The organism is Niastella soli, from assembly GCF_017742245.1.
In the GTDB taxonomy this organism is placed as follows: Bacteria; Bacteroidota; Bacteroidia; order Chitinophagales; family Chitinophagaceae; genus Niastella; species Niastella soli.
In genome coordinates, this window is record NZ_JAGHKO010000017.1 from 156,159 (window position 1) to 183,127 (window position 26,969).

Here is a 26,969-nt window from a genome sequence, read left to right on the forward strand (position 1 = left end):
TTAATTTTTTTGGGGTGATGCTTACCAGGATTTTATATTGATGGGCCACTACAAGCATTGCCAAGATTACCAGGACTCGTATTCACTTCATTGGAATTGATCACTTTCAAGTTGGGTAAAACTCTAACATCTTTTTGTAAGAATTGTTATACATTTTACATTTTAGCCTTTCTCAATGCATGAAAAATAGTAAGAGATTCACATTCCAGGCCGTACTTCTTTTTTAAGTTATCTATTTTTTTTACACTCCAAAAAGGATGTGAAATAAGCCATTTATTAATTTTATTCTCTACTACATATATATCATCTTCAACTTCTATTTTGGTACCATTCATTCTAATACTGAATTGGTCTAACACATTGCGATAGTGAGCAGACCAATATTCAGTACCAAATCCAATTTCAGCGTTACTATTATATGATAAACGAGCCAAATCCAATCCTAACCGCCAATCAAGAATAGAATGATATTTTTGGTTATAAAAATCTCGTATACAATCATAGCAAGAACCTGTACAGTGATCTTTATGTTTACTATTCAATAAGTCATATATCTTTCCCCCTGGTCCTTTTTGCAAAGGAGCTACTAAGGCTTCCGCGGGTATTTCAGGATATATATTGCCACTTAAATAATTACAGTAACCTGCTCCATTCTCCAACTTTTCGACTATAAAAACCTCCGGCATCTTTTCCTTATTTATGTGAAAACCAACGTCGATTTCATTCGATTCTATATCTAAATAATCGCAAATTGCCTTACGCAACAAATATCCCCAAGACACGTATGCCGATTTTATAGCCGCCCTATCCGGATTACTAATTAAAGCGTCTAGACATATATCACTAGGATGAGTTTGGATACGAGCAGTTAAAACTCCAGTATTTTTTGAAGATATAAGAGAATAATTATCTTCGTTTTGCAGAATTACTCGTTCTTGTATTTTAATATCCAATGAATCCTTAGTACACCAAATTTCTGAGCCGGGAAGTTTTCCAACTTTAAAAAATTTTCCTCCATTGTCATTAACTTGATGAACCAGACCTTGTGTAGGAATTTTATTAATTCGAATTATTAGATTTTTAATCGCAGGACGCTCAATGAGGCTTTCTTCGCAATCTAATCTTGCCTCACCGGTGGTTGGAGACCAGTCAAAACGGCCATTAAAATCTTTTGGATCAGCGTTAAAATCAACACAGAATCCTAATGGAGAACATACATTACTTATTCTTATTTCAACAGATTCACAAACAGGGCATACTTTTATTGGTATCTCTTTTGTTGTTATATAATTACAGTTCGAACAAACTTGAATTTTGGCATCAAGGACATTGCGACCATCAATCGGTTTAATTTTTCCTTGAAAATCTTTTTCATAAGTTAAAAACCCGATAGATTTAAATACTTGTTTATCTTTCACAGTTTCACTTCCAGGTGCAAAAGCACTTATTGCTATATCTAGGTTTCTATCAACAATATCTACTGCTGGTAAATCCAATGGTATGGTATGGTATAAAGGTCTTACACGTGTAGGAAATCCAAACATAGGGAGGAGACCAGCATTTGCAAGCTTTTCACTTAATGCTTTTTGAGGATAGCTCTTTTTATTTTCACATATTATATCAATTTCATTAATAAGTTGGTTATTGATAAAATCAAATATTTTATTTCTTTGCTCAACCAGTGCACTACCCTTTGTTACAACTTCTATTATTTTAGTAATCAATATAGGATTTTTTGAAATCCAATTGGCAACATGCTTTTTGTTGTATTTCCATTGAGCGCCAGTACCAAAATTGCCATGCACATTATCTAATTCCACATTTGAGTGCTCTATCGATACAAATGAATTATATAATACCTGCTTTACAACCATCCTTTCAGCTATTTCTTTACTTTTCATTTCCAAGTATGGATCTCTAGGAGTTGCTGAAACCATTCGCTCTGTTTGGTTGTAGTGTGTTTGATCGTGGCTATTTCCTTTTGCGACTGTCAATGCGATAGACATAAAGTTGCCTCGCCTTCCTGCCCTACCAACGCGCTGCTGATAATTAAAACGTTGAGGAGGAACATTTCCCATCATGACTGCTAATAGTGAGCCAATATCAACTCCTGCTTCCATGGTAGTAGTCACACTTAACAAATCGATTTCATCAACAACAGGGTTTTCGTTCTCAGAAAAGTATCCTTGAAATAACCGTTGCCTTTTAGAGCTGTCGTCTTTGGAAGTTTGTCCGGTCAATTCCTCACAATGCAACCGGTATGGAGTTGTTTTAGTGGCTAGGTAAGTGTAATAATCATCCGGACTTGCAAGTTCCTGTGCTGTTATTGTTGCAAAAGAAGGTAATGGATCTAAGCAATTAGAGCAAATACCACATGAAGGATTTAAATGTATCGTCTTACAATTTGTGCAGGTCCAAACGGAATCACCAATTGACGATTTCTTAAAAAATAATCCTTTGCCTGTTAGCTCTTTTACTGTTTCGGATATAATCCCTCTAGTTCTTAATATTTTTGTTAATTTATCAATGGTTGATCTATCTCTTCTCCCTTTTTTAAAAACTTTTCCTGTAAAATCCCAAACTCTTTGAGGAAAAGAATCTGAACTAAATTTCGAATCATACCCTGCAATCTTCCAACTCTCTCCTAAAACTCTTATGACTACATCTAAATATTGACTAAATATTTCTCCCTCTGTATTTATATTTGCTGTAATGTAGCCTAGTTTTAATGCTTCAAATGATCTATTTTTATGAGCAAATAAGGTTATTAACTGTTCAGCGTTACACTTTGCTATTATTCTTTTGTAAAAACTACTATTATATCCTCTACTATCGGGTTCAAAAGAATTCCAATCAATAATCTCCTTCCAATCTGTGCCATGATCTGAAAAATAGGCAGGATAGGGACCCGCGGGATTAACCCCTATTTTTAACAAGGACGATGAAACCTTTTTTTCAATCATCTTGATATCTGTAAGTGATCTTGTCTCAAAGAATTCTTCTATGTCTTTAATATCCTGCTCAGTTGCGTCTTCATATATTTCATCAGAAATCTTTGCAACTATTTTTCCGTAATATTCATCCTTTTTTAATTCTATACGAACATCATTTTCTTCCTTACTCAAACTTTTTTTGTCTTTTCTATATTTTTCCAAAATTCGCTTATTGTCATCCTCACTTTCTAACGAGCTGAGCATAATTTGTCGTAGCACGTCCCTGTAATGATCTAGCTCTATACCTGCCGCGAGCTTAGCAGCAGCCTGCCGACTATCCGAAAACAATACAAGCTTAGGCTTATTAATGCCATTTTCACGCATTATACGCATTAGAGCATCCGCAAGTACCTGATTTACTTTCTGAACACCAGTAGAGTGTTTAGTTAGAGGTAAGCGATAGGTTTCGTTATCGTCAATATTAACCTTGACGTCACACTTAGGACAGCAATTCGGATATATTCCTTTATAATCATTTTCAGGGCCAAAGACAGCTATATTCCCTCGCTCAAATATGATTTCACCATTGGTAGAATTATATGTGTGGTTTCTCCAATGGGAGTTGTCCTTTTGAGACTGGCCAACAGGAAAGGGCCATATAACGCAGTAAGGCGAATCGATATCGATGGGTTTTTCATTTACTAAAAAATAATCTCTATTTTCCTCAACTAAGAAGCCCCCAAGAAATATCTCACCACAATTACGGCAGATAATTACCTCTAGCACTTTACTGCCACATAGGCAATAAGAACGCGGGGTCTTATATAACTTACCAACTTTTCTATTATCCCATTTGTACTGTACATCTACAGCTGTGCAATGTTCATTAGAACAAGCCCATAATCCATCTAAGTTTCTAAAAAAGAAATGACTCCTAATAGATTGAATGTTCGCACCTGTTTGTTCTTTGACTTTTCCTAAAAGCAACAAAAGGCCTTCTAGTGCAGTATCCGCATTATCTGTTTCTCCAAATAGTAGTCTTGATAACGAATAAGAACTCTTAGCTACCAGTTTACCACTTTCGCTCTGCAATCCATATTTTAACCAATCTTGCAAAGAATATTTCGTACATACATCTGATAAAGAACTGCTTCCTACGGATTGAATAAAAGCATTGAGGTCGGGTTCACTTCTATTACTCTCTGTTAAATAATTGCACTGTGCCAAAGTTTTCAATTGCTCTGTGGGTAATTCAATATCCGGCTTTTCAACAGTTAGGTGGTCAGGATTGATAAGCATATGAAATTGATCATCATACATCATCCTATCAAATCCAAAGAATCCGCAGATATAATCTTTTGTTTTCTCTGTTTCTTGCATTGACGCACTGGAAGCAAGGAATTGAATTTGGCTCGAATTAGGATCCAGGTTCAATCTTAATAATAGAAGGCGTAGTAAGTAGGCTACTTCCGTTCCAGCAGTACCTCTGTACGTGTGCATCTCATCAATAACCAAATGAAAAACATTATTCTTATCTTCCTCAAGCCACTTCTTTGTAGAAGTAAAAATATTCTCTTCATACTCTCGCATTAGCATTATGTTTAACATGCTATAGTTTGTAATAAGAATATCTGGCGGGTTCTCTTGCATAGACCATCTATCACACATTTCGGCAGTATCGCCATCCATGCAAGTGATATAATACAACTGGTCCTCGAATTCAATGTCGCTTTCATATCTTTTTACAGCGTCATCCCAGTCTGCTTTCAATTTATCTAATTTTTGTTTAATCTTATTTCGATCTTTTTTGCCACTCCCAAGTGTTTTTCCAGTATATCTTCCAAAATAAAATCGATGTCCGTCTCGATTCGCATCTAGCCAATTTAGTGCCCCTCCACCATTATTGAGTTTACTGTTTAATGACTTTCTTAATCGGATCATTTGGTCTTCTGCTAAAGCATTGAGGGGATAAAGAATGAGAGTCCTTACAGCCCTCACTCTAGTCTCACCCCAATTTTTCGATTCTTTGATCAAATCAGCTATAACGGGTAATAAAAAACATTCAGTTTTACCTGAACCTGTTCCAGTAGTGGCAATTATATGTCTCCGTAATATGTGCGCATATAATAAGGCTTCTGCCTGGTGTTTATACAATTTTCTCGGCAAACCTTTAAAATCTGGAAACAAGCCCTGTTTTGCGAATTCTGAGAATTCCAAATCGATCCCTTGATCTTTAGAAAATTCATAAATCGTTTCTATTTCTTCGTAGTGAGGAACCAACTCTATGATTGGTGACTGGCAAATCGCGGAATTTTCTTCATACAAACTTCTCCGTTCTTTTATATATCCATCTTCACGAAAAGAAAGACCACTGTCTATATATTTAAGATATGTATTTTTCAATTCGCGCCAAATACTTAATGGATTTTTCATGATATGGGTCTATTTAGTAAGGAAAATTCTTTTTAACTGGGTGAAACATTTTTTTGAAATGTTGCCATAAACTACGCTTCCATTTATGGGAACACAATAAAATGAGCTATTGAATACTGATGGTAACAACAACATTCTGCTTATTAATATCGGCAATTCTATAAATTTTACACGTAACAATTTGTCATTTTCATTATAGTTCAAATAATCAATATCCTCCAAGGTTGCTTGATAACATTTAGCTATCATACTAGCCTCCGAGTTATATTTTGGGGGCGGGACTTTGTAACAATTTTCCTTATCATCTATAAACAGGCGGTTAGAAAAGGTTTCTATAGAGGTTTTATATAAACCAGGCTTCCTTGTATAATTTGTAAGATCCCACTTACGATTTTTAAGATTGAAATGATACGCAGTGTTAGTCGAGGTAGTATTCTCAAAACTCTGTATTACATCTTTAATACTAGGAAATTCAGGAAGAATATTATCGATATTAGAAGATTGAAATAGCAAGTTATTCCATCTACAAAAGGTTTTTAGCTGATTTGCTGACGCTAGAAATCGGCAAACATTAAATGGACCGCCTTCAACTTTCGAAAACTTTTGGTCTATTTTTATTATTAGGGTTTCAGGCAGATTAATTCCAGTTGCGACATCATTAAATTCATTGTGCACAATTAAAGGATTTGCGGGCCCATAAAACTCGTCCCCTAAATATTCCACAAATCCCATTTGCAGTAATGGAACAAAAAATTTTGAAAAATTATTTAACCCACTAAATCCATGGCGCTCAGCCAATATATTGACAGCATATCTAACATCATTCAACTTTCGACGACCATGATGGCGTATCCAATTAAGAAGCAATTGTTGTATTTGAACATCTATAGTCATAGTGAGACTACTAATTCGAATTCCCTAGCTATATCAGATCGTAATTCTTCGAGGTCTATGTCATTGGCAATTTTCATATTTTCTAATGAATCGGCAGTTACATAACCATCAATATGGGGTGGGATTTCACTATCGGCGGCAAACAGTGGAGCACCGAATCCAATACAACCCCAGTTTTTGTAAGTCTCTTCAAAAATGGGTAGTCCAATTCTGGGCGAGTTATGCGGTAGCACAGTTCCTAGGATTTTTAAGTTTTTTGGCTTCGGCATCTTTCCATAAGGTATTTGCTTTCGTATTCCTCTCATTACGTCCATCAGAGGCCTACCATAACATTCAATACTGGCTAAATTTATATCCTCAAGAATAAATATATGTACTGTGTTAGGGTTTCTAAAGCATGATGCCCATAAATCATTTAAGCCATTAATCCAGAGTTGCTCAAAAGTAATCCAATTGGCCTCCGCCTGTTGGAAAATAAATTTGGTGTTTCCAATTGCTTCAACTAGCGGAATGGCATATGATGGATTGGGTAATAAAATGCAATCGTATAAAAGAAATAAATCAATGTATCTTCTCGCTATTTTTTTATCAATATTTGCATTATGTAGATTGCATTTTAGGCGCTTAACAAAATCGGATTTGTTGTTAATGATAAAATCTTCATTATAGGGGCAGGCAATTTCTTCTATTACAAATCCTTTTACTTCCCTATTGTCTAAATAAGTAGAGTCCTTTTTAATATCAAGGAGAAATTGAAATTCGGTTATTAACCGGCTCTTGTTATTTTGAATATGCTCTAGGCCTTTTAATATTGTAGATTCTTGATCCTTGAGTTGAGCCAGATGATTCATCAAGTTTTCAATTTCACTTTTTAACTCTTGCTGATGCGTATCTCCGTGTTTTTTTTCTAATACTATCTGTTCCTTTAGAGCTTCGAGCTCAAATTCATAGTTTTGCTTTAATAGCTCTTTATGTTTTTCAATAGCACTTCTAAAATCTTCAGCAAAAGTTTTATTGGTGTTTGCTAAAAAATTAACTTCTTCGATTGTCAAATCCCAATTGTTAAGAAACTTACTAATCTTTTTTATTCTCATTCTATCTATTTCAACAGAACTTTGATTTAACTTTTCAAATATGGCACGAAATTCACCTCGCCAATTAAGCACTTCTAGCTTTTTAAAAAAATCACCATTCAATTCTTTTACTCTTTCCTTAAGCCATTCCACAAGTTGTCTATTATCCATAAAGTCGAGCTCTTCATCTCTATATCGAAGACTATCGCTAACAATAGCACTTTTTCCGTTATAGCTTAAAATTTCATTTTCTATATTATACCATGCATTAATTGTTTTACCGGATTGAGATTCCACTTCATTCCTATTATTAATCCTAATCATACCATAAAGATTATTGTCGATTAGGATGTAAAAATTACCATCGATGTCTTTGTCACCAAATTCTTTATTCAGTTCACAAAAATTAAAAATCTTTTCATCTTTAATAATAGATGAATCCCCCTGATATATTTTGATTTTATGTTTTTTTACAGGTCTTACAACATAATACTTATCAGCTCTTGTTTCGCCTTCACTATATTGGCAGCTAAAAGTGATAAAGTCACCAAGCTTTATCTCATTATTATATTTGTGATAATCTCTCCAGAAAACCATCCCTTCTGATTGTATTATTTGCGAAGCTTGTAGATCAGACACTTTCTTAAATTTCTCCTGTTCATCATATAAGCCCAGGACTCTGACTCTGGCATGGTTTACCTCCAATCCCAAAATCTCTTCAACAAAACCAATAGCTTTATAGTGATTCTTATAATTTGATTCCATATTTAGCACGTTTTTTTGCCTCTTCAATTAGAATAAGTGAGTCATTATATTTCTCTCTATTAGTGAATATAATGTTGTTAATCCAATTCCTGATTTCGGAGCTACTATTTTGCAAGTTTTGCCCTCCTAAGTAATATAATCCGTGAAAATTGGGCTCACTTTTACTAAAATCCCATTTTTTATTATTCCTAGATATTTGCCAGCCTTCTTTACTATTACTTGTGATGAAAATTGGATCTTGAATTGCAAAATGCTTAGGTGTTTCGTTTTCTACTTTAAGTACATATTCTCCTACCTCCAATTCAGTTGCATCATATTTTAAGCTGTCTTTTGCTTCAAAAACTCTGACACTATTTAGCCAGGCATCTACAGGACCATTAAATACTATTTCTGGCCCTGCTCCTTTCATATATACGTTTCTTCGTAATTTTAATCCACCAGAAAAATAAGTTTGAGAATCAAAATCTATATGTTCTCCTAGTAAATAAAGAGAATTGGGTGATAATTCGGCAAGATTGACTTCAAATGCATAAAGATGAGAATATGAATGATTTTTGTCTGCAGCCCATCTGATTTCATTCAGATTTTTATTAGAAAAAGTACTTTTGTCAATAATTATTAAGCAACAATCTTTTTTATTTACAAATCTTGTTTCTACCCAGTCATTGTAATCTTTATCTTTTTTAAAAACAATAACACCATCATAAGGAAGGTCATATTTCGAGTTAACGTTCAGAAAAAAATCTTCTTCGTAAATATTGAATTTGTATAATTCGTTATCCCATTCATTTAGTATTCTGGCCGACGTTATTGCATGGTCAACTACAAGTATTTGACTTTGAATCTCGACTTTATCTGAACTCCTAGAATTACCGTTAATGTTTTTTTCAGAAATAGCGCAGGTGCCTTCAATATTACCATCCCAATTACAATAAAAGGAGAATACTTGTTGATTCAGATAATCAAGTGTTCCTTCCTTCAAATGCCTATTGTATAGCCGGTCATAATGAGCAGTAATTTCTCCTTTATTAATCTTGAAAACAAGTTTACAAAAAGTAGAATAACTAAACTGTTCTTTCGGTTTGATTTTCCTTTTGTGAAAAAATCTAGATAATGATTTAAAATCCTCCTTGTTCAACAATGCCTGTGAAAGAGGGTATTGAATATTGCATCCTTTTCCTGTTTTTGGAGCTGGTAGATTTACCAAATAACCGTTTGTTATACACCATTTCCTAAAATTGCTCCATACTGTGTCTTGATAAGCCCTATAAAGCATATTTAATCTTGAGATATTTTCTATCCCTAATAACTCTATCAATCGTGGATTATATGCTTTCTCAGAGATTTCGTTATCGTCACGCATTAAATAGGCGGCATAAACTTGCATCACTAACAGTCCGAGATAATTTGGGATATCTTCTTTTCCGCAAGAAATAACTGGAGCCCAGTTTGAGCTTAATTTTTGTTTGATAGAAGTTTCAAAAACCGAAAACTCGACATTCCTATATTGACAAAATTTATTTATAAAAGTATCATCAATTGATAGACAGATGCTTTCACCTACGTTACTGGGCCCAAAGAAGGAATTAAAAATATATTTATTGAACTCATTATACATTCAATAATGTAGGTAAATAACAGGTAGGCTTGTGGGTACCCATTTGGTTTAGGGATGTTATAGCCTGCTTAAAGTATAAACATTTTCCCTAAACTAAAATTTAATTTAGATGATCTAAATCAATTTTTTATAATTTTAGGGGAATTCCCTTACACTTGGATGTGGTACGATTCCCCATAAAACAGAACCATATCAATGTACTGTCTTCAAAAACTATCGCAATTTTTACCAATTAAGACCTATAAATAGGGTTATTTTTTAGGCATCGTTGACTCAATCAACTCATGTATATCTATTTTAAACAACAAAGAAATTTGATAAAGGGTTTCAAGAGATGGTTGATGTGTATTGGTAGCCCATTTAGATACAGTACCTTCAGTTACCCCTAATTGATCAGCTAACCACCTGTTGGTTTTATTCTTTTCTGCCAGTACAATCCTGAGCCGGTTTAAATTCACTTTCTCCTTTTTTGCCATCGTTTATTCTATAAGGTTGACTAGCAAATTATTAGGTATTTTTTAAATTATCAATATTGGTCATTATTAAGCCAATGTTGGTTATTTAATAACCATTGTTTATCTTTAAACTCAATATGACATTTACACTAAAACAACTTGTTGACGATAGTTAGATTATAGACTCTATTTTTGCGAACACATAAGATATTTTAAGCGTGTTTGCTTTATTCTCGATTCTGAAAACTGCGACCTTTCAAAAATCGCGAGAAATAAGGTAAATCGCTCACGCTATTGCGTGGGCGTTCTTATTCGTGATTTGGGGTGTCGCAGCCCTTCAGAATCGGTAAGGACTAACCCACGCAATTTTATTTCAATCCCTGCAAGGTAGTCTTTACAAGTGAGCCTTAATTCTCCTTCGATTTCAAATGCGATTTTATGCATTGTTCACTACTACCTGTCAAACAAACATCTGCTTTTATCTACACAAAGTATATAAGCTTTTTAACCACATTTTCTACGCCTTTACAGGTCATCCCCCCAGGAAAGCCTCACACTCCGTTATAACTGGGTTAACCATCTTCTAATTCGCTAATTTTTTAAACATATCTGCAACCAACTATCGTCAGCATAGCTGGAACAATACTTTATTGCCCGTAAAGGCTACCGCCCGTTTTCCACCCATACGCATTCACCTTTAAACTTTTCCAAATGAACACACCATTAAACAAGCGAATACTTTCCAATTGGCCAGCATGGCACCAACAACCTTTCCGGCTAACCTGTAATGAAATAAACAATCCTCATCATATCCTGAAAGAATTCTTCACCTGGTACACTTTATCAGATATCCGTTTGTGCCTCAAGGAATGGCTAATCGATGCTTTACGTGCAGAAGATGTGGAGGCGCTGGAATATGTAACCCTACACGATAATATTGAAAAGCTGATTGAAGCAGCCTGGGTAATCCTTGGAAATGAATCCGTGGAGGTAATAGATACAGAAGATGATATAAAAACAGAAACACCTATCGTTCCACTCACTCCCGAAGTACTACAACCGGAAGCAGATCCGCTTGAAAGGATTATTGACATTATTGTTAAAATAACTGAGGCTGAAAAGATATTCCTATTGGATGCCCAGGGAAACGATAACGCCGGTCATGCTACCCATTATGATATATTGATATTGCTACCCGGAAAGTTACAGCAACCGCATAATGAACTTCAGGCAGCTATTGAAGCCGCATGCAAGGATATTGCAGATACAATGATCAGCTTTTCTAAAGCGGTCGAAATTTACAGGCTAATTAAAGAAGGTCATATACTCTATTCATTTGTTTGCACTGCTGATAACCTGATATATGATAATGGCCGGTTTCCCTTACCTGTTCCAGTCATTACTGATATAACAGCCATCAAAGCCAAAGCACAGGAGGATTTTGATAAAACATTTCGCATTGCTCAGTTATTCTATGAGGGGGCTGGCTATTTCTATCTGAAACAAGATAAAAACCTGACTGCCTTTATGCTCCAACAGGCGACCGAACATTGCCTTCGTGCCATCCTGTATGCACTAACTGGCCATAATTACGTGACCCATAACCTGCAAAGGCTACTTCGCTTCACTAGACAATGCGCTCCTGAATTACAGGAAATTTTTCATTCCGGCCCAGGGGACAACAAAAAGCTGATCCATATTTTATATAAGGCCTATGTACATGCGAGATATAAGGATGACTTTCAAATTGAGCATAATCAATTACAGGCATTATTCCGTCTCATACAGATGCTTCATGACAAGACAACACAGGTTTTTCAGGAAAAAATGGATTCATTAACCAATAAGTTTACCCAACATGACTGAGAATATTTTCATGCGCTATTTCCGAGAAAAGAATAATCTAAGCCAGGAAGCGGTCGCCAATGCTTTACACATGTCCAAGGAACAATATGCCGAATTGGAAGCAGGCAAATCCATTCTTAAGTTTGAAACGGCTAAACACCTGGATGCCTTTTTCAAAAGCGAAACCTGTTATTTTTATATTCTTGGCTTGCAGAATCAATTAATGGCTACCCAGGACGATTTGATTGCATTATTAAAAAAGCAGGCAGTTGAGAACGGAGAATTGAGTGAGGAAGAAGCAAGCAATTTAAATACAATAGGCGAATCTAGTGAGCTTGAAAAAATACCAGAGCTTCTTTTGGAAAAAGTCGCTCAAAATCCTACCCAAGTTATTCAGGAAGTCTTTAAAGTTCGGGATATTGATTCTATTCGTGATGATACCTGGAATTGGATAAAAGCAGCAATTGCCAATAATAAAAGTAGTTGTGAAGAAGAGGATGTTCGTTTATCATTAATGACTTTCTATAAAGATTTACTTGAATTACTGGAAGCCCTACACTTGATAAACGAAAAAGGCAAATGGGAAAATGCTGTTGGAGCTACGGAATCAATGGATGCACACCCTACGGCACAATCCCAGGATCAACCTCGTGATTTGGTTTAAGAACAAGTAATGAATCCGGAACAGGTGCTTAAGTATTTCTATGAAAAATATACGCTGAAGCAGTTACGTTTTTTATTTTGGAACTGGTTAGATGCTGGTATTTCAAACGAAGGTGTTGGATATGACGAAGGGATTGAACGTTCTTTTCTATTGTTACTATATGAACACATCTATTGTTTGGTGGAAGCAGCTTACAATCTCAACGTAAATGCAACTCGTTCCTGATAAATCTTTAATAACCCTTAATTGTCCTTAATTGTTTTTAAATGTATCCTGAAGCGTACTTAATAGGAACATGATAATTTATCGGGTTAATAACAACTAAACATTACATGAATGCCTGACCGTATGGCATTCATGTTTTCTATCAATGTCAGTGACAATATGCCACAATACAAACCCGGATTTTAATTTTAAGACTTTCTTTAGATGGTTTATTGGTAAAGAAGTTTACACTTTTCACCGCTTTTTATCAGTTCTTTCCGTTAGCAATTTTGATCGAGTTAGCCATGACAAAACAGGCCTGGCATTTGATCTTATGGTACCAACTATAAATACCATATCTATGAATGAAGAATTAAAGCTTATCCAGCAGAAGTTAGACACATTGATTACCAAACTGGATAAAATCCAGTCAAGACTATCCTTCCAGGAAATCAACTCACCGCCACTTTCATTACAGGAAGCTGCAACTTACCTGCACCTGTCTGTATCAAGAGTTTATTCTTTGGTATATGCAGGAAGGCTACAAACACTACAACATACAAAACGGGGAAGGCATCTCTTTTCTAAAGAACATTTAAACCAATATTTATATGAAAAATAAATTAAAAGCCATTCCCAAAAACTCCAATACTGTAGAAACGGATAGCCTACCTGAAAAAGTTAGCCTGCAACAATTGAAAGCGATCTGGAATGATGAACACCATAGTTACTCAGATGATGAATTAATCAAAATCAGGGACTGGTTGTATTCGGTAGCGAAGATGATAATTGCCGTCAGCCAAAGAATGGAGAAGGAATATACACTAATCAAACAACAGCAAATACAAGAATATGAAAACACGCAAAGCTATCCTTTATGTCAGAGTGAGTACCGACGAGCAAGCTGAGGGTTTTAGTTTATCTTACCAGGAAGAGCGACTTCGTAAATATTGTGCGTTAAATAATATAGAAGTAACTGGCTTTTATAAAGAAGATCATTCAGCAAAAACTTTTGACCGGCCTGAATTTAAAAAGCTACTGGCATTTCTTAAAAGTAATAAGCATTCGACTGACTTGCTGTTGTTTTTAAAATGGGACCGTTTCTCCCGAAATGCAGCCGATGCTTACGGCATGATAAGCCAGTTAAACAAACTGGGAGTAGAGCCACAGGCTATTGAGCAGCCATTGGACTTAAAAATTCCGGAGCACAAATTTATGTTGGCCATTTACCTGGCTGCTCCGGAAGTGGAAAACGACCGGCGTTCCTTAAATATATCTGACGGTATTCACAAAGCTATGAAAGAAGGCCGTTGGATGGGGCCAGCTCCCTTCGGATACAAACGCAGCCGGGATGAAAACAATAAAGCATGCATCATTCCTTCAGATAAAGCATCCCTGGTACAATGGACCTTCGAGGAAATGGCGACCGGATTGCACCACATTGATCACTTAAGAATGCTGGCACATAGAAAAGGACTCAAAATCAAACGCAGTGCTTTTTATGACATGTTTCGCAATCCTGCTTATATAGGAAAGATTCGGGTACCTGCCTACAAGGTCGATCCTGCCATGATCGTGGAAGCTAAACATGAACCAATTATTGCTACCAAATTGTTCTATGATGTTCAGGATATCCTGGAAGGAAAAAGAAAAAAGAACAACCAACCTGCAAAGCATACCCAACGAGAAGAATTGCCTTTGCGCGGCTTTTTAACCTGCGCAAGGTGCAACCGGATATTAACCGGCAGTGGCTCTAAGGGCAACGGAGGGCGTTATTTTTATTACCATTGCAGGAGGGGTTGCAAGGAACGGTTTCAGGCGGCTGATGCCAATGCTTCATTTTATGGACAGCTTACAGCTATCACTAATAATGAGAAACTATTCAAATCAATGGAATTGATATTGAAAGATGCAAACAAAACTGATGGGCAGGACAAGGCAACAGAGTTTAAAAAACTAAAACAGGAATTGGAAGTTTATCAAAAAAGATTAGAAAATGCACAGCTATTAATGTTAGATGGCGGAATTGATGCAGGTGATTACAGAAATATCAAAAGTAGAATTGAACCGGAAATTGAAAGGTTAGCCAGGCAAATAGCCAGCTTTGAGCAAAAAGATCCTGAAGAAGATAAAATAATAGAATACGGCTTTTTCTTTCTGCGTCATCTTAATGTGCTGGTTGATTTCGCTACGCCGGAAGAGAAGTTTCAGTTCCTTGGTTCGACCTTTCCGGAGAAGTTCCATTTTAAAGATGGAAAAGTTCGAACCAATTCTGATAACGAAATCATTCAAGCGCTTTTCACGCCAGACGCGGCTTTCACCAAAATAAAAAACGGCAGCGAAACCTTATTTTCGCTGCCGTCCGGTGGAGTGGAGTCGAGGGGACTCGAACCCCTGTCCAAACATATCCTCCAAAAGCTTTCTACATGTTTATTCCGGCATTAATTGTCGGGAAACAACAGGAGACGGACGAACCAATTGTTTCCTTAGCTGGATAGTCTTTTGCAACCGGCACAGCCTACGGTTGCAGCATTCTGTATTTGGTTTGAGTCGGCGGCGGGGCTTGGTAACAGAACAACCTGCCCGGCGGCCCTAATGACTACTTAATCACTGATTAGGCAGCCATGGCAAATTGTGTATTGCCATTTGAGTTTTGAATATTCAGATTTACGTGCTAATTATCCAACGCACGACATGCTTACACCTTCAAAGACCTATGCTGTCAAAACCAAAGCGACCCCATGATTAACAGCGAATTGCAAATTTACTATTTTTCCCCGTCATTACCAATCTCTGTCACCCACTCGATTAACTGATGTTCTCTGATCCCGAACAGATAAACCAGGAGGGTTAAATTTTGACCTCGCAGGGACCTCACAAGGACCTGGAAAGGACCTCACAAGGACCTCACAAGGACCTCACAAGGACCTCACAAGGACCTCACAAGGACCTGGAAGGGATTTTATCCCTGTTAGGTCCTGGCCAGGTCCATTTATGGTCCTTGAAAGTATCAAAGTATCTCCGCAAATGGCCGTCATCCTGTAGGGAAGTGCTCAGGGGATGGTCAGGGGATGGTCAAAGTATTGTCTGGCAGTCGCCTTGGAACTGATCCCAAGAGCATACCTCGAGCCTCCGTAGAGCATCCTGTGACAATATCCAGACCATTAGGCTATCATCCCAGTACATTTCTGACACCATTACGCTGCCTCAGGGTTACTACACGGCGCCAGTCGGCGGGTGAGGCCCGCCTACGCCAAGGCTTCGGCGGGGGCACGCAAAAAAATAGCCCCGACGTTACCGTCGGGGCTATTCTATATCAATGTGTTATATCTTGTTGAATCGGGAGCCTCGACTTCGCTCGGCCCCTAGCCAACCCTTCGACTCCGCTCAGGGCTAGTGTTTAAATAAATATCGCCAGAAGTCAAGACCCAGCGCATAGGCCATAACGCCCAACAAAAGGAACATACCCGCCATTTGCGCATACTCCATGAATTTATCACTTGGCTTGCGACCAGTGATCATTTCGTACAGGGTGAACAATACGTGACCGCCATCCAGGGCCGGAATAGGCAGAATGTTCATGAACGCCAGCACAATGCTCAACAGGGCGGTCATTGTCCAGAAGCGTTCCCAATCCCACTGGGCACCAAACATGTTACCAATGGTTAAAAAGCTACCCAGCGACTCACTGGCTTTTACTTCTTTGCTGGTGAACAGCAGTTTAAAGTTCTGTACGTTCATTACCAGAGTGCTCCAGCCTTTTTTCACGCCTGCCGGTAATGACCCCAGGAAAGTATATTTCTTTACTTCAAATTTCAGGAATTTGTCGATGGGAACAGGATAGAACCCGATGCTGGCATTAGAATCCAAAGTAAGTTTTACCGTTTGCGTATCGGTGTGATTACGCAATACAGTTAAAGCCACTTCTTTATTCTTATACTCCTTTTTTATATCACTCAGTTGAAAAAACGACGTGATCGGCTGCCCGTTAAAAGCAAGAATGGTGTCGTTTTTCTGCAATGCACCTGAAACAAACTTAGATACTTTTTCATTCACGCTATCTACCACAGCCGGGTACCGGGGGTAGGCCAGCGGATCGCCTTTACGCTTGATCAACTGACCGATAGTACCTTCTGGTACTGGTACATCCATGTTCTGTCCATTCCGTATAACCTGTATGGTTTTGGCTTCGTTCAGGATGATATCGGTACTCAACCGGCTGAAATTTTCAATTTCCTTACCGTTTACAGACATGATCTTGTCGCCATCTTTCAGTCCGATACTTTTTCCCAAACTATCTGCATAAACGCCATACACTACATTTTTAGCTGGCAGGTATTCTTCGCCCCAATGCCAAAGGATCATGGCAAATAAGAAGAAGCCGAGTATAAGGTTAACCGTAACACCGCCGATCATGATGATCAAACGCTGCCAGGGTTTCTTACTGCGAAACTCCCAGGGTTCGGGTGGCAACTTCATTTGCTCTTTATCCATGCTTTCGTCGATCATCCCGGAGATCTTTACATAACCACCAAGGGGTAACCAACCAATTCCATATACGGTATCACCAATTTTCTTTTTTACTATTGAAAACCAGGGATCGAAGAACAGATAAAATTTTTCGACCCTGCATTTAAACCATTTGGCGGGCAAAAAGTGGCCCATCTCATGCAAGATGACCAATATGGATAAGCATAATATTAATTGTCCGGCTTTAATACCTACTACAGCCCAGTCTATTGCTAACAATGTGATCATATTTACGCTAAATACGCGGTGTGTTTATTTTAAATTAGGCTCAAAATATTGAATAATCCTGCAACTACCTTAACCGCTCACAAAAATTAACTGAAAAACAGCTACTGGTTGAAAGCTTAAGGCACCGTATGAACAACACATAGGGCTCGTCACTGTTCATTTGCCGACTTTTTGGCCGACATCCCGGCGGGCTTGTTCGGGACCTCATAACTTAATAAGGGAGGCAGCAAAATTACGGGCCTCCCCATCGCTGTCAAAATATTCTTCCAGCGTGGGTTTTTCAATAACCGGAACGTGCTGCAGGGTTCGTTCAATGAGGTCGGTCATATCCAAAAAGCCAATACGATTGCGTAAAAATGCAAATACGGCAATTTCATTGGCGGCATTCAGCACGCAGGGCTGGTTCCCGCCTTTAAAAAGAGCGTCGGTGGCCAGTTGCAGGTTGCGGAATGTTTTGGTATCGGGTTCCTCAAATGTAAGCTGTGCGGGATTCCTGAAATTATACCGCGGGAACTGGTTGGGTATACGGTGGGGGAAGGCCAGGGCATATTGAATGGGCAGCTTCATATCGGGCAACCCCATCTGGGCTTTAATACTGCCGTCTTCAAACTGCACCAGGCTATGTATAATACTTTGAGGATGAACAAGTACCTGTACCTGATCGGGGCCCAGGTCAAACAACCAGCGGGCTTCGATCATTTCCAATCCCTTGTTCATTAAAGTGGCCGAGTCGATGGTGATCTTGGCGCCCATTTGCCAGTTGGGATGCTGCAATGCATGATCGCGTTTTACATTCACCAGGTAATTGGGTTTTTTACCAAGAAATGGTCCGCCGCTGGCTGTTAAGATAACTTTCTCTATCTTATTGCGGGTTTCGCCTACCAGGCACTGAAATATGGCTGAATGTTCTGAATCGACCGGAATAACAGGCACTCTTTTTTCGATGGCCTTTTGCATCACAATGTCACCTGCCACTACCAGTGTTTCTTTATTGGCCAGTGCTACGGCCTTACCGGCATCCAGCGCGCATAGTGTAGGTCGTAAGCCGGCAAAACCAACGATGGCAGCCAGCATCATATCGTAACAATCCATACTGGCCACATCTTCCAGCGCTTTTTCACCGGCGAATACTTTGATATGGGTATTAGAAAGGGCGTCTTTAACTATTTTGTATTTACTATCATCACCTATTACTACAATATTGGGATTGAATTGTAAGGCCTGTTTAATCAACAACTCCTCATTACTAAAAGCAGTCAATACTTCGGCGGTGAATTTATCGGGATTGGAAGCAATTACTTCCAATGCCTGACTGCCAACAGAGCCTGTTGAGCCGAATATTGCTATGCGTCGGTGTGGAAAACTGTTCGACATGTTCCGGTTTCAATAAGTTTTTTAGTAAGCTAAATCAGACCGCCTTAACGTTAAAACTACTCTACATATTTTTCAAGTGCAGTTGCAATATTACGATCATTGCTTAACCGGGGCACCTTATTCTGACCGCCTAATTTACCTATGGATTTCATATAATCGATGAACCCATGCTTTTTAACCGGGCGAATTTGCAATGGTAACAATATATTGCCAGTGATAAGATCGTCGTAATAAATATTCTTTTTGCGCAGGTTCTCATTTACCTTTTCAGCAAACCCGTTGAGGTTGGCAGGTCTGTTCTCAAACTCGATAAACCATTCGTGGTATGATTTTCCTTTTCCTTGCGCGATCATAGGCGCTACTGTGAACTCAGTGATATGCACGCCTTCTTCCTCTGCTGCTTTTATAAGGCTTTGCTCTACTTCTTCTCCTATTACGTGCTCACCAAATGCAGAGATAAAATGTTTGATACGGCCTGTAACTACCAGTCTGTATGGATTGGTTGAAACAAATTTTACCGTATCGCCGATATTATATCCCCACAACCCAGCATTGCTGTTGATGACCAGGGCATAGTTCTCTCCTACTTTCACATCTTTCAACGACAGGCGGGTAGGGTTGGCATTGAATACTTCACCGGCAGGAATAAACTCAAAGTATATGCCGCTGTTGGTGTTCAATAATAAACCTTCGGCATCCTGTGAATCCTGGAATGCCATAAAGCCTTCCGATGCAGGGAATGTTTCAATAGTAGCCACTTTGCCACCAATGCTTTCCATCAGCTTGTTGCGGTATGGTTCAAAGTTTACGCCACCGTGTACCAGTACAGAGAAATTAGGGAAGATCTCCTTTATCTTTTTACCGGTCTTCTCCTGCAGCCTGTCGAAATACATTTGCGCCCATGGCGGAATACCACTTATCAGGGTCATATCCTGGTTAATGGTCTCAGCCACTATTTTATCGAGTTTGGTTTCCCAATCATCAATACAATTGGTTTCGTAAGAAGGCAACTGGTTAGCGCGCAGGTAACTGGGCACATGATGGTTCACTATACCGCTTAAACGACCGGTAGGGATGCCACCAATACGTTCCAGTTCGGGCGAACCCGATAAAAAGATCATTTTGCCATCAGTAAAGTTGGTATTGCCCGATTCGGCAATGTAACATAACAAGGCATTACGGGCCGTGTTGATGTGGTTATCGATACTTTCTTTACTAATGGGAATATATTTTACACCACTGGTGGTGCCGGAGGTTTTAGCCAGGTAAATAGGCAGCCCTTTCCATAGCACGTTGTGTTTGCCTTCCTTTATTTTTTCAATATAGGGCTTAAACTGTTCGTAGTCGCGCACCGGTACGGCCTGCACATACTCTTCATGCACATTTATCTCCTGCAAATGGTGTTCTTTACCAAATTCAGTTGCCTTACCTATTTTAAGTAGCTCCTTCAGGATGTTTTCCTGGTCTGCTACTGCGGTGGTCATACCTTTTTTAATGCCTTTGTATATGTAATGGGCAAAAGGTTTTGCCAGTAACGATTTTATTTTCATGAATCCCTTATTCCATCTTTAGGAAAAACAAACCTACATCAAATAGTGAAATACGCAAAGATTGATTTGCGGTAATTAACGCAAAGCTATTATTAACTCATTCAATGTCTGATTGTTCGAGGATGAGAGTGTTAAAATCTGAGTAGCGGTTTGCCGGCTACCAGGAACCTGTTCCCGGTTTTCCGGCGCTAACCGACCCTGTAGGGGACCGGTAGCAGGCAACGGAATGCGGAATTCAGCTACATATATAATATATAATACCCTATTCAATTCAAATGCCACGGTATTGTAAATAGCTAATAATCAGTATTTCTCATAAATTTGCCCCCAAAGCGGTCATTTTCGCCCTGAAAATTGTAAAAAAAATCGCTTTAAAGCCTTCTCAATCTGCTGCAAACCCTTACCTTTGCACTCCTAATTTTGGAAACCTATGTTTGCAATAGTTAAAATCGCCGGACAGCAATTTAAGGTTCAAAAGGACCAAACTTTATATGTACCGCGTGTTGACGGTAAAGCCGGAGACAAAGTTGAATTTTCAGAAATCCTGCTGTTAGATGATGCAGGTAAACTGTCTGTAGGCAGTGCAGTAAAAGGTACTGTTAAAGCAGAAATCCTTGATCAAGTACAAGGCGATAAAGTGATCGCTTTTAAAATGAAAAGAAGAAAGGGTTTCCGCAAGAAACATGGCCACCGCACGCATTACACGAAAATTCAGGTAACAGCAATCGCTTAATACATTCCAATAAACAAATCGCAAGCTCCAATTTTTTTGAGCAAGTGCATTTGAGTTTATCAGGACATGAATTTGGTTCTTGTTATTTGAATGTTGGTTCTGCTAGATAAGACATCATTTTAAAAAATTTTCAAACAATCTACCATGGCACATAAAAAAGGGGAAGGTAGCGTAAAGAACGGTCGCGACTCACATAGCAAACGCCTGGGCGTTAAAATCTACGGTGGTCAATCAGCTATTTCTGGTAACATCATCGTACGTCAACGCGGCACCGTATATCATCCCGGAAAAAATGTTGGTATCGGAAGAGACTACACCATTTTCGCATTGACTGATGGTGTTGTTGAATTCAGAAAAACCAAGAACGATAAGACTATCGTTAGCGTAGTAGCAGTAGCGTAATTCATTATTCGTAAAGTTGCCTGCATAGGGATTTTTTCACATTTAGTGAAAAAATTTTTGGCGGTTTGGAAATAGTTTATATTTTTACATCTGTTAAATTCTATTTACTAACCGTTAAATTCACGTAAACATGGCAACTAAGAAAAAAGCCGCTAAAAAAGCTGCAAAGAAAGCTGTAAAAAAAGCTGCTCCTAAGAAGAAGAAAGCTGCAAAGAAGAAATAATTTCAGCTTGCTTTGAAAGCAAAAAATATCAAAGTCCTCTCGGTTCCGAGGGGACTTTTTTATTGCCCCTACTTCAACTTCGCTCAATGCTTACCTATATCCCCTGAAATCCGCTACCAGACTTAGTTTCAGAGGTTTTAGTTTTTTAGTTCTGAGTTCTGGGCCTTTCTGTTGAAGTTGTTTGTTCCGCACTGTAAGTTTCAGTTATTAAGTTCGTATGTTATTAGGTTCTTGAAATTCCCGGGCATTCCGAGTGTAAGCGAAGGATGTTTTCTTTTGAGTCCCGGGCATCCTGAGCCTAAGCGAACGACCTGTGTATTTCTTTCACGTTTCAGGTTTGCCGTCTGCCGTCTGCTGTTTGCCGTTTGCCGTTTGCCGTTTGCCGTCTGCCGTCTGCTGTCTGCTGTTTGCCGTTTGCCGTTTTAAAAAAGGTGAGCCACCCTTTGGAGGGTGCCCCACCTATTGCCCAGTGCCTACTGCCCTCTGCCTTTCCCCCATTGCCTATTCTTAATTAAATAACATCCCCCCTATCATTCATCGTAACCATTCCCTTCTTATTTTTACACCGGCTTTATCAGCAACCTCATTCCTGTTTACATAAGCCTATATAAAACCACTTATCTCCCTCTACCCTGGCACCATTTTTAAGGTCACATGTGAAATAATCGTCAACATGGTTTCGTGTATCCGTACCACAATACCGAAACTTACTGGTTGATGCGGCTAAACAACATCGCTTTACAGGATTCCTTTATCGATAAATAAACAAAAACTACAACTGCTTGCCATGTTTAAAAAAATCCTTGTTGCCAACCGTGGTGAAATTGCCATTCGGGTATTGCGTGCCGCTACAGAGTTAAATATTAAGACCATTGCCGTTTACACTTTTGAAGACCGCTACTCCCTTCATCGTTACAAAGCCGATGAAGCCTATCAGATCGGGAAAAATGACGACCCGTTGAAACCTTATCTCGATATTGAAGCCATCATCAGCGTTGCCAAACGTGAAAAAGCCGATGCTATCCATCCCGGTTATGGTTTCCTGTCAGAAAATGCACGGTTCGCCCAAAGATGCGCAGAGGAAAACATTGTGTTTGTTGGCCCCACTGCTCACATAATGGACCAGCTGGGCGATAAGATCGCCGCCAAGAAAGTGGCCAAACAGGCCGGTGTGCCCATGATCGAAGACAGTCAGGCCGATATTCAATCAAAAGAGATCGCCTTACAGGAAGCCAAACGGATCGGTTATCCTATTATCATTAAAGCGGCTGCAGGTGGCGGTGGCCGCGGGATGCGCGTTGTACGCAATGAAGAAGACCTGGAGAAAACGGTACTGGAAGCCCGCAATGAAGCCAAAACTGCTTTTGGTAACGATACGGTGTTCTTTGAAAAGTTCATAGAATCGCCCAAACACATTGAAGTACAAATACTCGGCGATCACCATGGCAATATCATTCACCTTTTTGAAAGAGACTGCTCGGTGCAACGCCGCTTTCAAAAAGTAGTGGAAGTGGCTCCCGCCATTTCTTTGAAACAGGAAACACGTCAAAAATTACACGACTATGCCATTCGCATTTGCAAACAGGTTGGCTATAACAATGCAGGCACCGTTGAATTCCTGGTTGATAAAGGGGAGAACATCTATTTTATTGAAGTAAACCCCCGCATCCAGGTTGAACACACGGTTACCGAAGAAATAACCGGTATCGATATTGTAAAAAGCCAGCTGCTGGTAGCCCAGGGCGTAGCCCTGACCGAAGCCCCCATCAATATTGTTTCGCAGGAACAGTTACAAATCTCCGGTGTGGCCATACAATGCCGGGTTACCACCGAAGATCCTTCCAACAATTTTAAACCCGATTTCGGTACGCTTATCGCTTATCGCAATGCGGGAGGCCCGGGTATCCGGCTCGATGAAGGCAGCTCCTACCCTGGCGTTAGCATTTCTCCTTTCTTCGATTCCTTACTGGTAAAGATCACCGCCAGTGGCCGCAACCTCGCTGAGACCTGTGACCGGCTGGTACGCACGTTAAAAGAGTTCCGTATACGCGGTGTAAAGACCAATATTGCGTTCCTCGAAAACGTGTTACAAAATACTACTTTCCAAAATGGGCTCGCTACAGTTGATTTTATCGACAACCATCCCGGGTTGTTTCATTTTGAACCAAGAATGGACCGTGGCACCAAAGCCCTTCAATACCTGGCCGAAATTATAGTGAATGGCCACCCCGATGTGCCAACTGTTAATCCTACTGTTACCTTTCGCACGCCGGTTGTGCCCGATGCCGTAACTCAAAACATTACTAAAGGCTCCAAAGACCGGCTTACTGAGATGGGCCGTGAAAAATTCATTGACTGGCTCAAGAACAATGGCCGCATTCAATATACCGATACTACTTTTCGCGATGCACACCAATCGCTGCTGGCTACCCGGGTACGTACTACCGATATGTTAAAGGTGGCTGAAACAGTGGCCAAAAACCATCCGGAAATATTCTCGCTTGAAATGTGGGGCGGGGCCACCTTCGACGTAGCCCTGCGCTTTTTGCATGAATGCCCCTGGCAACGTCTGCAATTAATGCGTGAACGCATTCCCAATATCCTGTTCCAGATGCTGATCCGCGGCTCTAACGCCGTAGGTTATACTGCTTACCCCGATAACCTGGTAGAAACATTTATTGAAGCATCCTGGAAAAAAGGCATCGATATCTTCCGCATCTTCGATTCGCTGAACTGGCTCGAAGGCATGCAGGTAAGCATTAATGCCGTTCGGGAAAGAACGGAAGGACTCGCCGAAGCCTGCATCTGCTATACCGGCGATTTCCTTGACCCGCAACGCAATCAGAAATTCAATCTGCAATACTACATTGACCTGGCCAAACGCCTGGAAGATGCCGGCGCTCATATCCTGGGTATAAAAGATATGGCCGGACTGCTAAAACCCATGCAGGCAGGTATATTGGTGAGTGAGTTAAAGAAGTCAATCAACATTCCCATCCACCTCCATACCCACGATACCTCCTCTATTCAGTCAGCTACCTATTTGAAAGCCATTGAAGCCGGTGTTGATGTTATTGATGTGGCGCTTGCCTCCATGTCGGGACTTACCTCGCAACCTAATTTCAACTCCATAGTAGCCATGATGCAGGGTCATGCCCGAGAAATGCCCATGAACCTGCACAAACTGAATGAACTTTCCAACTATTGGGAAGATGTGCGCGAATATTATTATCCATTCGAATCACAATTAAAAGCCGGGACCGCTGAAGTGTTCGACCATGAAATACCTGGCGGACAATACTCCAATCTAAGACCCCAGGCACGTTCATTGGGCCTGGAAAACCAGTTCACCGATATCAAAAAGAACTATGTGGTGGTGAATAAGCTGTTTGGTGATATTGTAAAAGTAACCCCCTCCTCGAAGGTAGTGGGCGATATGGCCCTGTTCATGACGGCCAATGACTACACCGAACAGGATATTTTTGATAAAGGTGAAACCATTTCCTTCCCCGATTCAGTGATCGGTCTATTTCGCGGCGACCTGGGACAAACACCGGGCGGCTTTCCGCAAACGCTGCAAAAACTGATCCTTAAAAACGAAAAACCATTTACCGACCGGCCCAACGCACACTTACAACCGCTGGACCTGGTAAAAGAAAAGTCGACCTTTGAAACCAAATATGGCAAACAGTATTCGGACCTTGATCTGTTAAGCGCCCTTTTTTATCCCAAGGTATTTGACGAATACCATCAGTTTAAAATGTCGTTTGGGGAAGTATATTACATTCCCTCGCCCAATTTCTTTTATGGACTGAGGCCCAATGAAGAAACGCTCATTGAACTGGCGCCGGGCAAAAGCATTCTCATAAAGTTCTTACATATGAGCCAGGCGGATGAGAATGGGTACAAACAGGTTTTCTTTAAACTGAACGGACAAACCCGCTCTATTTTTATAAAGGACAAGAGTTTTACATCTGTAAAACCAACGCATAAGAAGGTGAGTATGCCCAATGAAATTGGCGCTCCCCTGCAAGGCAAGCTGTCGAAAATACTGGTAAAAACCGGCGATGCCGTTCAAAAGAACTCGCCCTTATTCGTTATCGAGGCCATGAAAATGGAAAGTACCATTGTAGCACCGAGTGCGGCAGTGGTAAAGAATGTAGTATTGAACGAGGGAGTGTTTGTTGAACAGGATGATGTGGTGGTGGAATTGTGAGTGGTGAGTGGTGAGTTGTGAGTGGGTTTCCGATTTTTCAGACATCTGTAATTTTCGAAAATTCGCGAAGGTTTGGGTGAGTGGTGAGTTGTCAGTTGTGAGTAGGCTCCCGAAGTTTCAGTACTTCTGAAAAACGGCGGCCTCACTCACAACTTACTACAAACTACTCGTTTTGGCGGGGCCAATCATCTCCTTTGCCGATTGGCCCCGCCAAAACGATGTTCCCTAGCGTGCGTTCACCACTTGGATACAACCCATTTTTGTAGTAAATTACATGAAGTTTTAGGGCAATGCCTGGTAAAACCAAACGTTATTATGTCTGAAAATACTTTTCATATCCGCGTAAAAAAAGAATATGCCGCAGCTTTGATCGAAGACCTGATCAAAGTACATGCAGTTGAACCAATCCCTGACGAAGAAGCGATTGAACTTACTGAACAACAAAAAGCTGCCCTGGATAATGAACTTGCCAATATTGCATCTAATCCAGGTTATTTACAAAATTGGAATGATATCAAACATCGGTATAAAAAACCCTGACGTTGTATACCATTTACATTACTCCTACTGCCCTTCATGATATAGACGTGGCCATTGAATACTATAATTCGCTTGCTACCGATCTTGGGTACCGTTTTGCAAATGTAATTAGTGAATATTTTGAACGCATTGCTCATTCTCCCACCTCATCTGCTGTTCGATATAAAAACATTCGTTGCAAACCCGTTCACAGATTTCCTTTTTTAATTACCTATACAACAGATGATCTAAACCAATCTGTTAATATTCTACGGGTTTTTAATACTTACCAGGAACCTCTTTGGTAAAC

At 39.6% G+C, this 26,969-nt stretch carries 18 protein-coding genes, 1 other RNA gene and 1 pseudogene; 11 read left to right on the forward strand and 9 right to left on the reverse strand.

What is annotated here, in order from left to right; genetic code table 11:
* Positions 1-155 precede the first annotated feature (155 nt).
* The 5 genes from J7I42_RS31500 to J7I42_RS31520 all read right to left on the reverse strand — a co-directional run bounded on the left by J7I42_RS31500 (position 156) and on the right by J7I42_RS31520 (position 10,192).
* Positions 156-5,366, reverse strand: a complete 5,211-nt coding sequence (locus J7I42_RS31500; RefSeq protein ID WP_209143841.1) for a DEAD/DEAH box helicase — start codon at positions 5,364-5,366, stop codon at positions 156-158.
* 9 nt (positions 5,367-5,375) lie between these two features.
* Entirely contained in the window at positions 5,376-6,260 is an 885-nt protein-coding gene (locus tag J7I42_RS31505) for a hypothetical protein (RefSeq protein WP_209143843.1), read from the reverse strand.
* On the reverse strand, positions 6,257-8,098 hold the full coding sequence (locus J7I42_RS31510) for a hypothetical protein (protein WP_209143845.1): 1,842 nt from the start codon (positions 8,096-8,098) through the stop codon (positions 6,257-6,259). The genes J7I42_RS31505 and J7I42_RS31510 overlap by 4 nt, the downstream gene beginning before the upstream one ends.
* Positions 8,082-9,716 (reverse strand): hypothetical protein, encoded by a 1,635-nt coding sequence (locus tag J7I42_RS31515; protein WP_209143847.1) that lies wholly within the window; start codon positions 9,714-9,716, stop codon positions 8,082-8,084. Before J7I42_RS31515 ends, J7I42_RS31510 begins: the two co-directional genes overlap by 17 nt.
* Positions 9,717-9,967: 251 nt before the next feature.
* On the reverse strand, positions 9,968-10,192 hold the full coding sequence (locus tag J7I42_RS31520) for a helix-turn-helix transcriptional regulator (protein WP_209143849.1): 225 nt from the start codon (positions 10,190-10,192) through the stop codon (positions 9,968-9,970).
* A gap of 690 nt (positions 10,193-10,882) precedes the next feature.
* Between J7I42_RS31520 and J7I42_RS31525 the strand changes: the two genes are divergently transcribed.
* The 6 genes and pseudogenes from J7I42_RS31525 to J7I42_RS35810 form a co-directional block, all read left to right on the forward strand.
* The gene (locus tag J7I42_RS31525; protein WP_209143851.1) at positions 10,883-12,037 is read left to right on the forward strand and encodes a HEPN domain-containing protein; all 1,155 of its coding nucleotides are present in this window, start codon (positions 10,883-10,885) and stop codon (positions 12,035-12,037) included.
* Positions 12,030-12,680 (forward strand): helix-turn-helix domain-containing protein, encoded by a 651-nt coding sequence (locus J7I42_RS31530; protein ID WP_209143853.1) that lies wholly within the window; start codon positions 12,030-12,032, stop codon positions 12,678-12,680. Before J7I42_RS31525 ends, J7I42_RS31530 begins: the two co-directional genes overlap by 8 nt.
* 9 nt (positions 12,681-12,689) lie before the next feature.
* On the forward strand, positions 12,690-12,905 hold the full coding sequence (locus tag J7I42_RS31535) for a hypothetical protein (protein ID WP_209143855.1): 216 nt from the start codon (positions 12,690-12,692) through the stop codon (positions 12,903-12,905).
* 340 nt (positions 12,906-13,245) lie between these two features.
* On the forward strand, positions 13,246-13,506 hold the full coding sequence (locus tag J7I42_RS31540; RefSeq protein ID WP_014221566.1) for a helix-turn-helix domain-containing protein: 261 nt from the start codon (positions 13,246-13,248) through the stop codon (positions 13,504-13,506).
* On the forward strand, positions 13,496-13,792 hold the full coding sequence (locus J7I42_RS31545; RefSeq protein ID WP_014221565.1) for a hypothetical protein: 297 nt from the start codon (positions 13,496-13,498) through the stop codon (positions 13,790-13,792). The genes J7I42_RS31540 and J7I42_RS31545 overlap by 11 nt, the downstream gene beginning before the upstream one ends.
* Positions 13,737-14,516, forward strand: a pseudogene (locus J7I42_RS35810) (recombinase family protein); the annotation flags it as partial. The gene J7I42_RS31545 and the pseudogene J7I42_RS35810, both read left to right, overlap by 56 nt.
* 736 nt (positions 14,517-15,252) lie before the next feature.
* On the opposite strand, the gene ssrA reads toward J7I42_RS35810, so the two are convergent.
* The 4 genes from ssrA to J7I42_RS31570 form a co-directional block, all read right to left on the reverse strand.
* Positions 15,253-15,625, reverse strand: a transfer-messenger RNA (tmRNA) gene (ssrA, locus tag J7I42_RS31555).
* 652 nt (positions 15,626-16,277) lie between these two features.
* The gene (gene rseP / locus J7I42_RS31560; protein WP_209143857.1) at positions 16,278-17,642 is read right to left on the reverse strand and encodes an RIP metalloprotease RseP; all 1,365 of its coding nucleotides are present in this window, start codon (positions 17,640-17,642) and stop codon (positions 16,278-16,280) included.
* Between the two features lie 204 nt (positions 17,643-17,846).
* Positions 17,847-19,016, reverse strand: coding sequence for a 1-deoxy-D-xylulose-5-phosphate reductoisomerase (locus J7I42_RS31565; RefSeq protein ID WP_209143859.1), 1,170 nt, complete (start codon positions 19,014-19,016; stop codon positions 17,847-17,849).
* Between the two features lie 56 nt (positions 19,017-19,072).
* On the reverse strand, positions 19,073-20,566 hold the full coding sequence (locus tag J7I42_RS31570) for a GH3 auxin-responsive promoter family protein (RefSeq protein WP_209143861.1): 1,494 nt from the start codon (positions 20,564-20,566) through the stop codon (positions 19,073-19,075).
* Between the two features lie 430 nt (positions 20,567-20,996).
* On the opposite strand from J7I42_RS31570, the gene rplU reads away from it, so the two are divergent.
* From rplU to J7I42_RS31595, 5 genes are all read left to right on the forward strand, one after another.
* Positions 20,997-21,299, forward strand: a complete 303-nt coding sequence (gene rplU, locus J7I42_RS31575; protein WP_014216885.1) for a 50S ribosomal protein L21 — start codon at positions 20,997-20,999, stop codon at positions 21,297-21,299.
* 144 nt (positions 21,300-21,443) lie between these two features.
* Positions 21,444-21,701 (forward strand): 50S ribosomal protein L27, encoded by a 258-nt coding sequence (rpmA, locus tag J7I42_RS31580; RefSeq protein WP_209143863.1) that lies wholly within the window; start codon positions 21,444-21,446, stop codon positions 21,699-21,701.
* A gap of 1,010 nt (positions 21,702-22,711) precedes the next feature.
* Positions 22,712-26,140 (forward strand): pyruvate carboxylase, encoded by a 3,429-nt coding sequence (locus tag J7I42_RS31585; protein WP_209143865.1) that lies wholly within the window; start codon positions 22,712-22,714, stop codon positions 26,138-26,140.
* A gap of 315 nt (positions 26,141-26,455) precedes the next feature.
* The gene (locus J7I42_RS31590; protein WP_209143867.1) at positions 26,456-26,680 is read left to right on the forward strand and encodes a hypothetical protein; all 225 of its coding nucleotides are present in this window, start codon (positions 26,456-26,458) and stop codon (positions 26,678-26,680) included.
* Positions 26,681-26,682: 2 nt separating this feature from the next.
* Entirely contained in the window at positions 26,683-26,967 is a 285-nt protein-coding gene (locus J7I42_RS31595; protein WP_209143869.1) for a type II toxin-antitoxin system RelE/ParE family toxin, read from the forward strand.
* Positions 26,968-26,969: the final 2 nt, after the last annotated feature.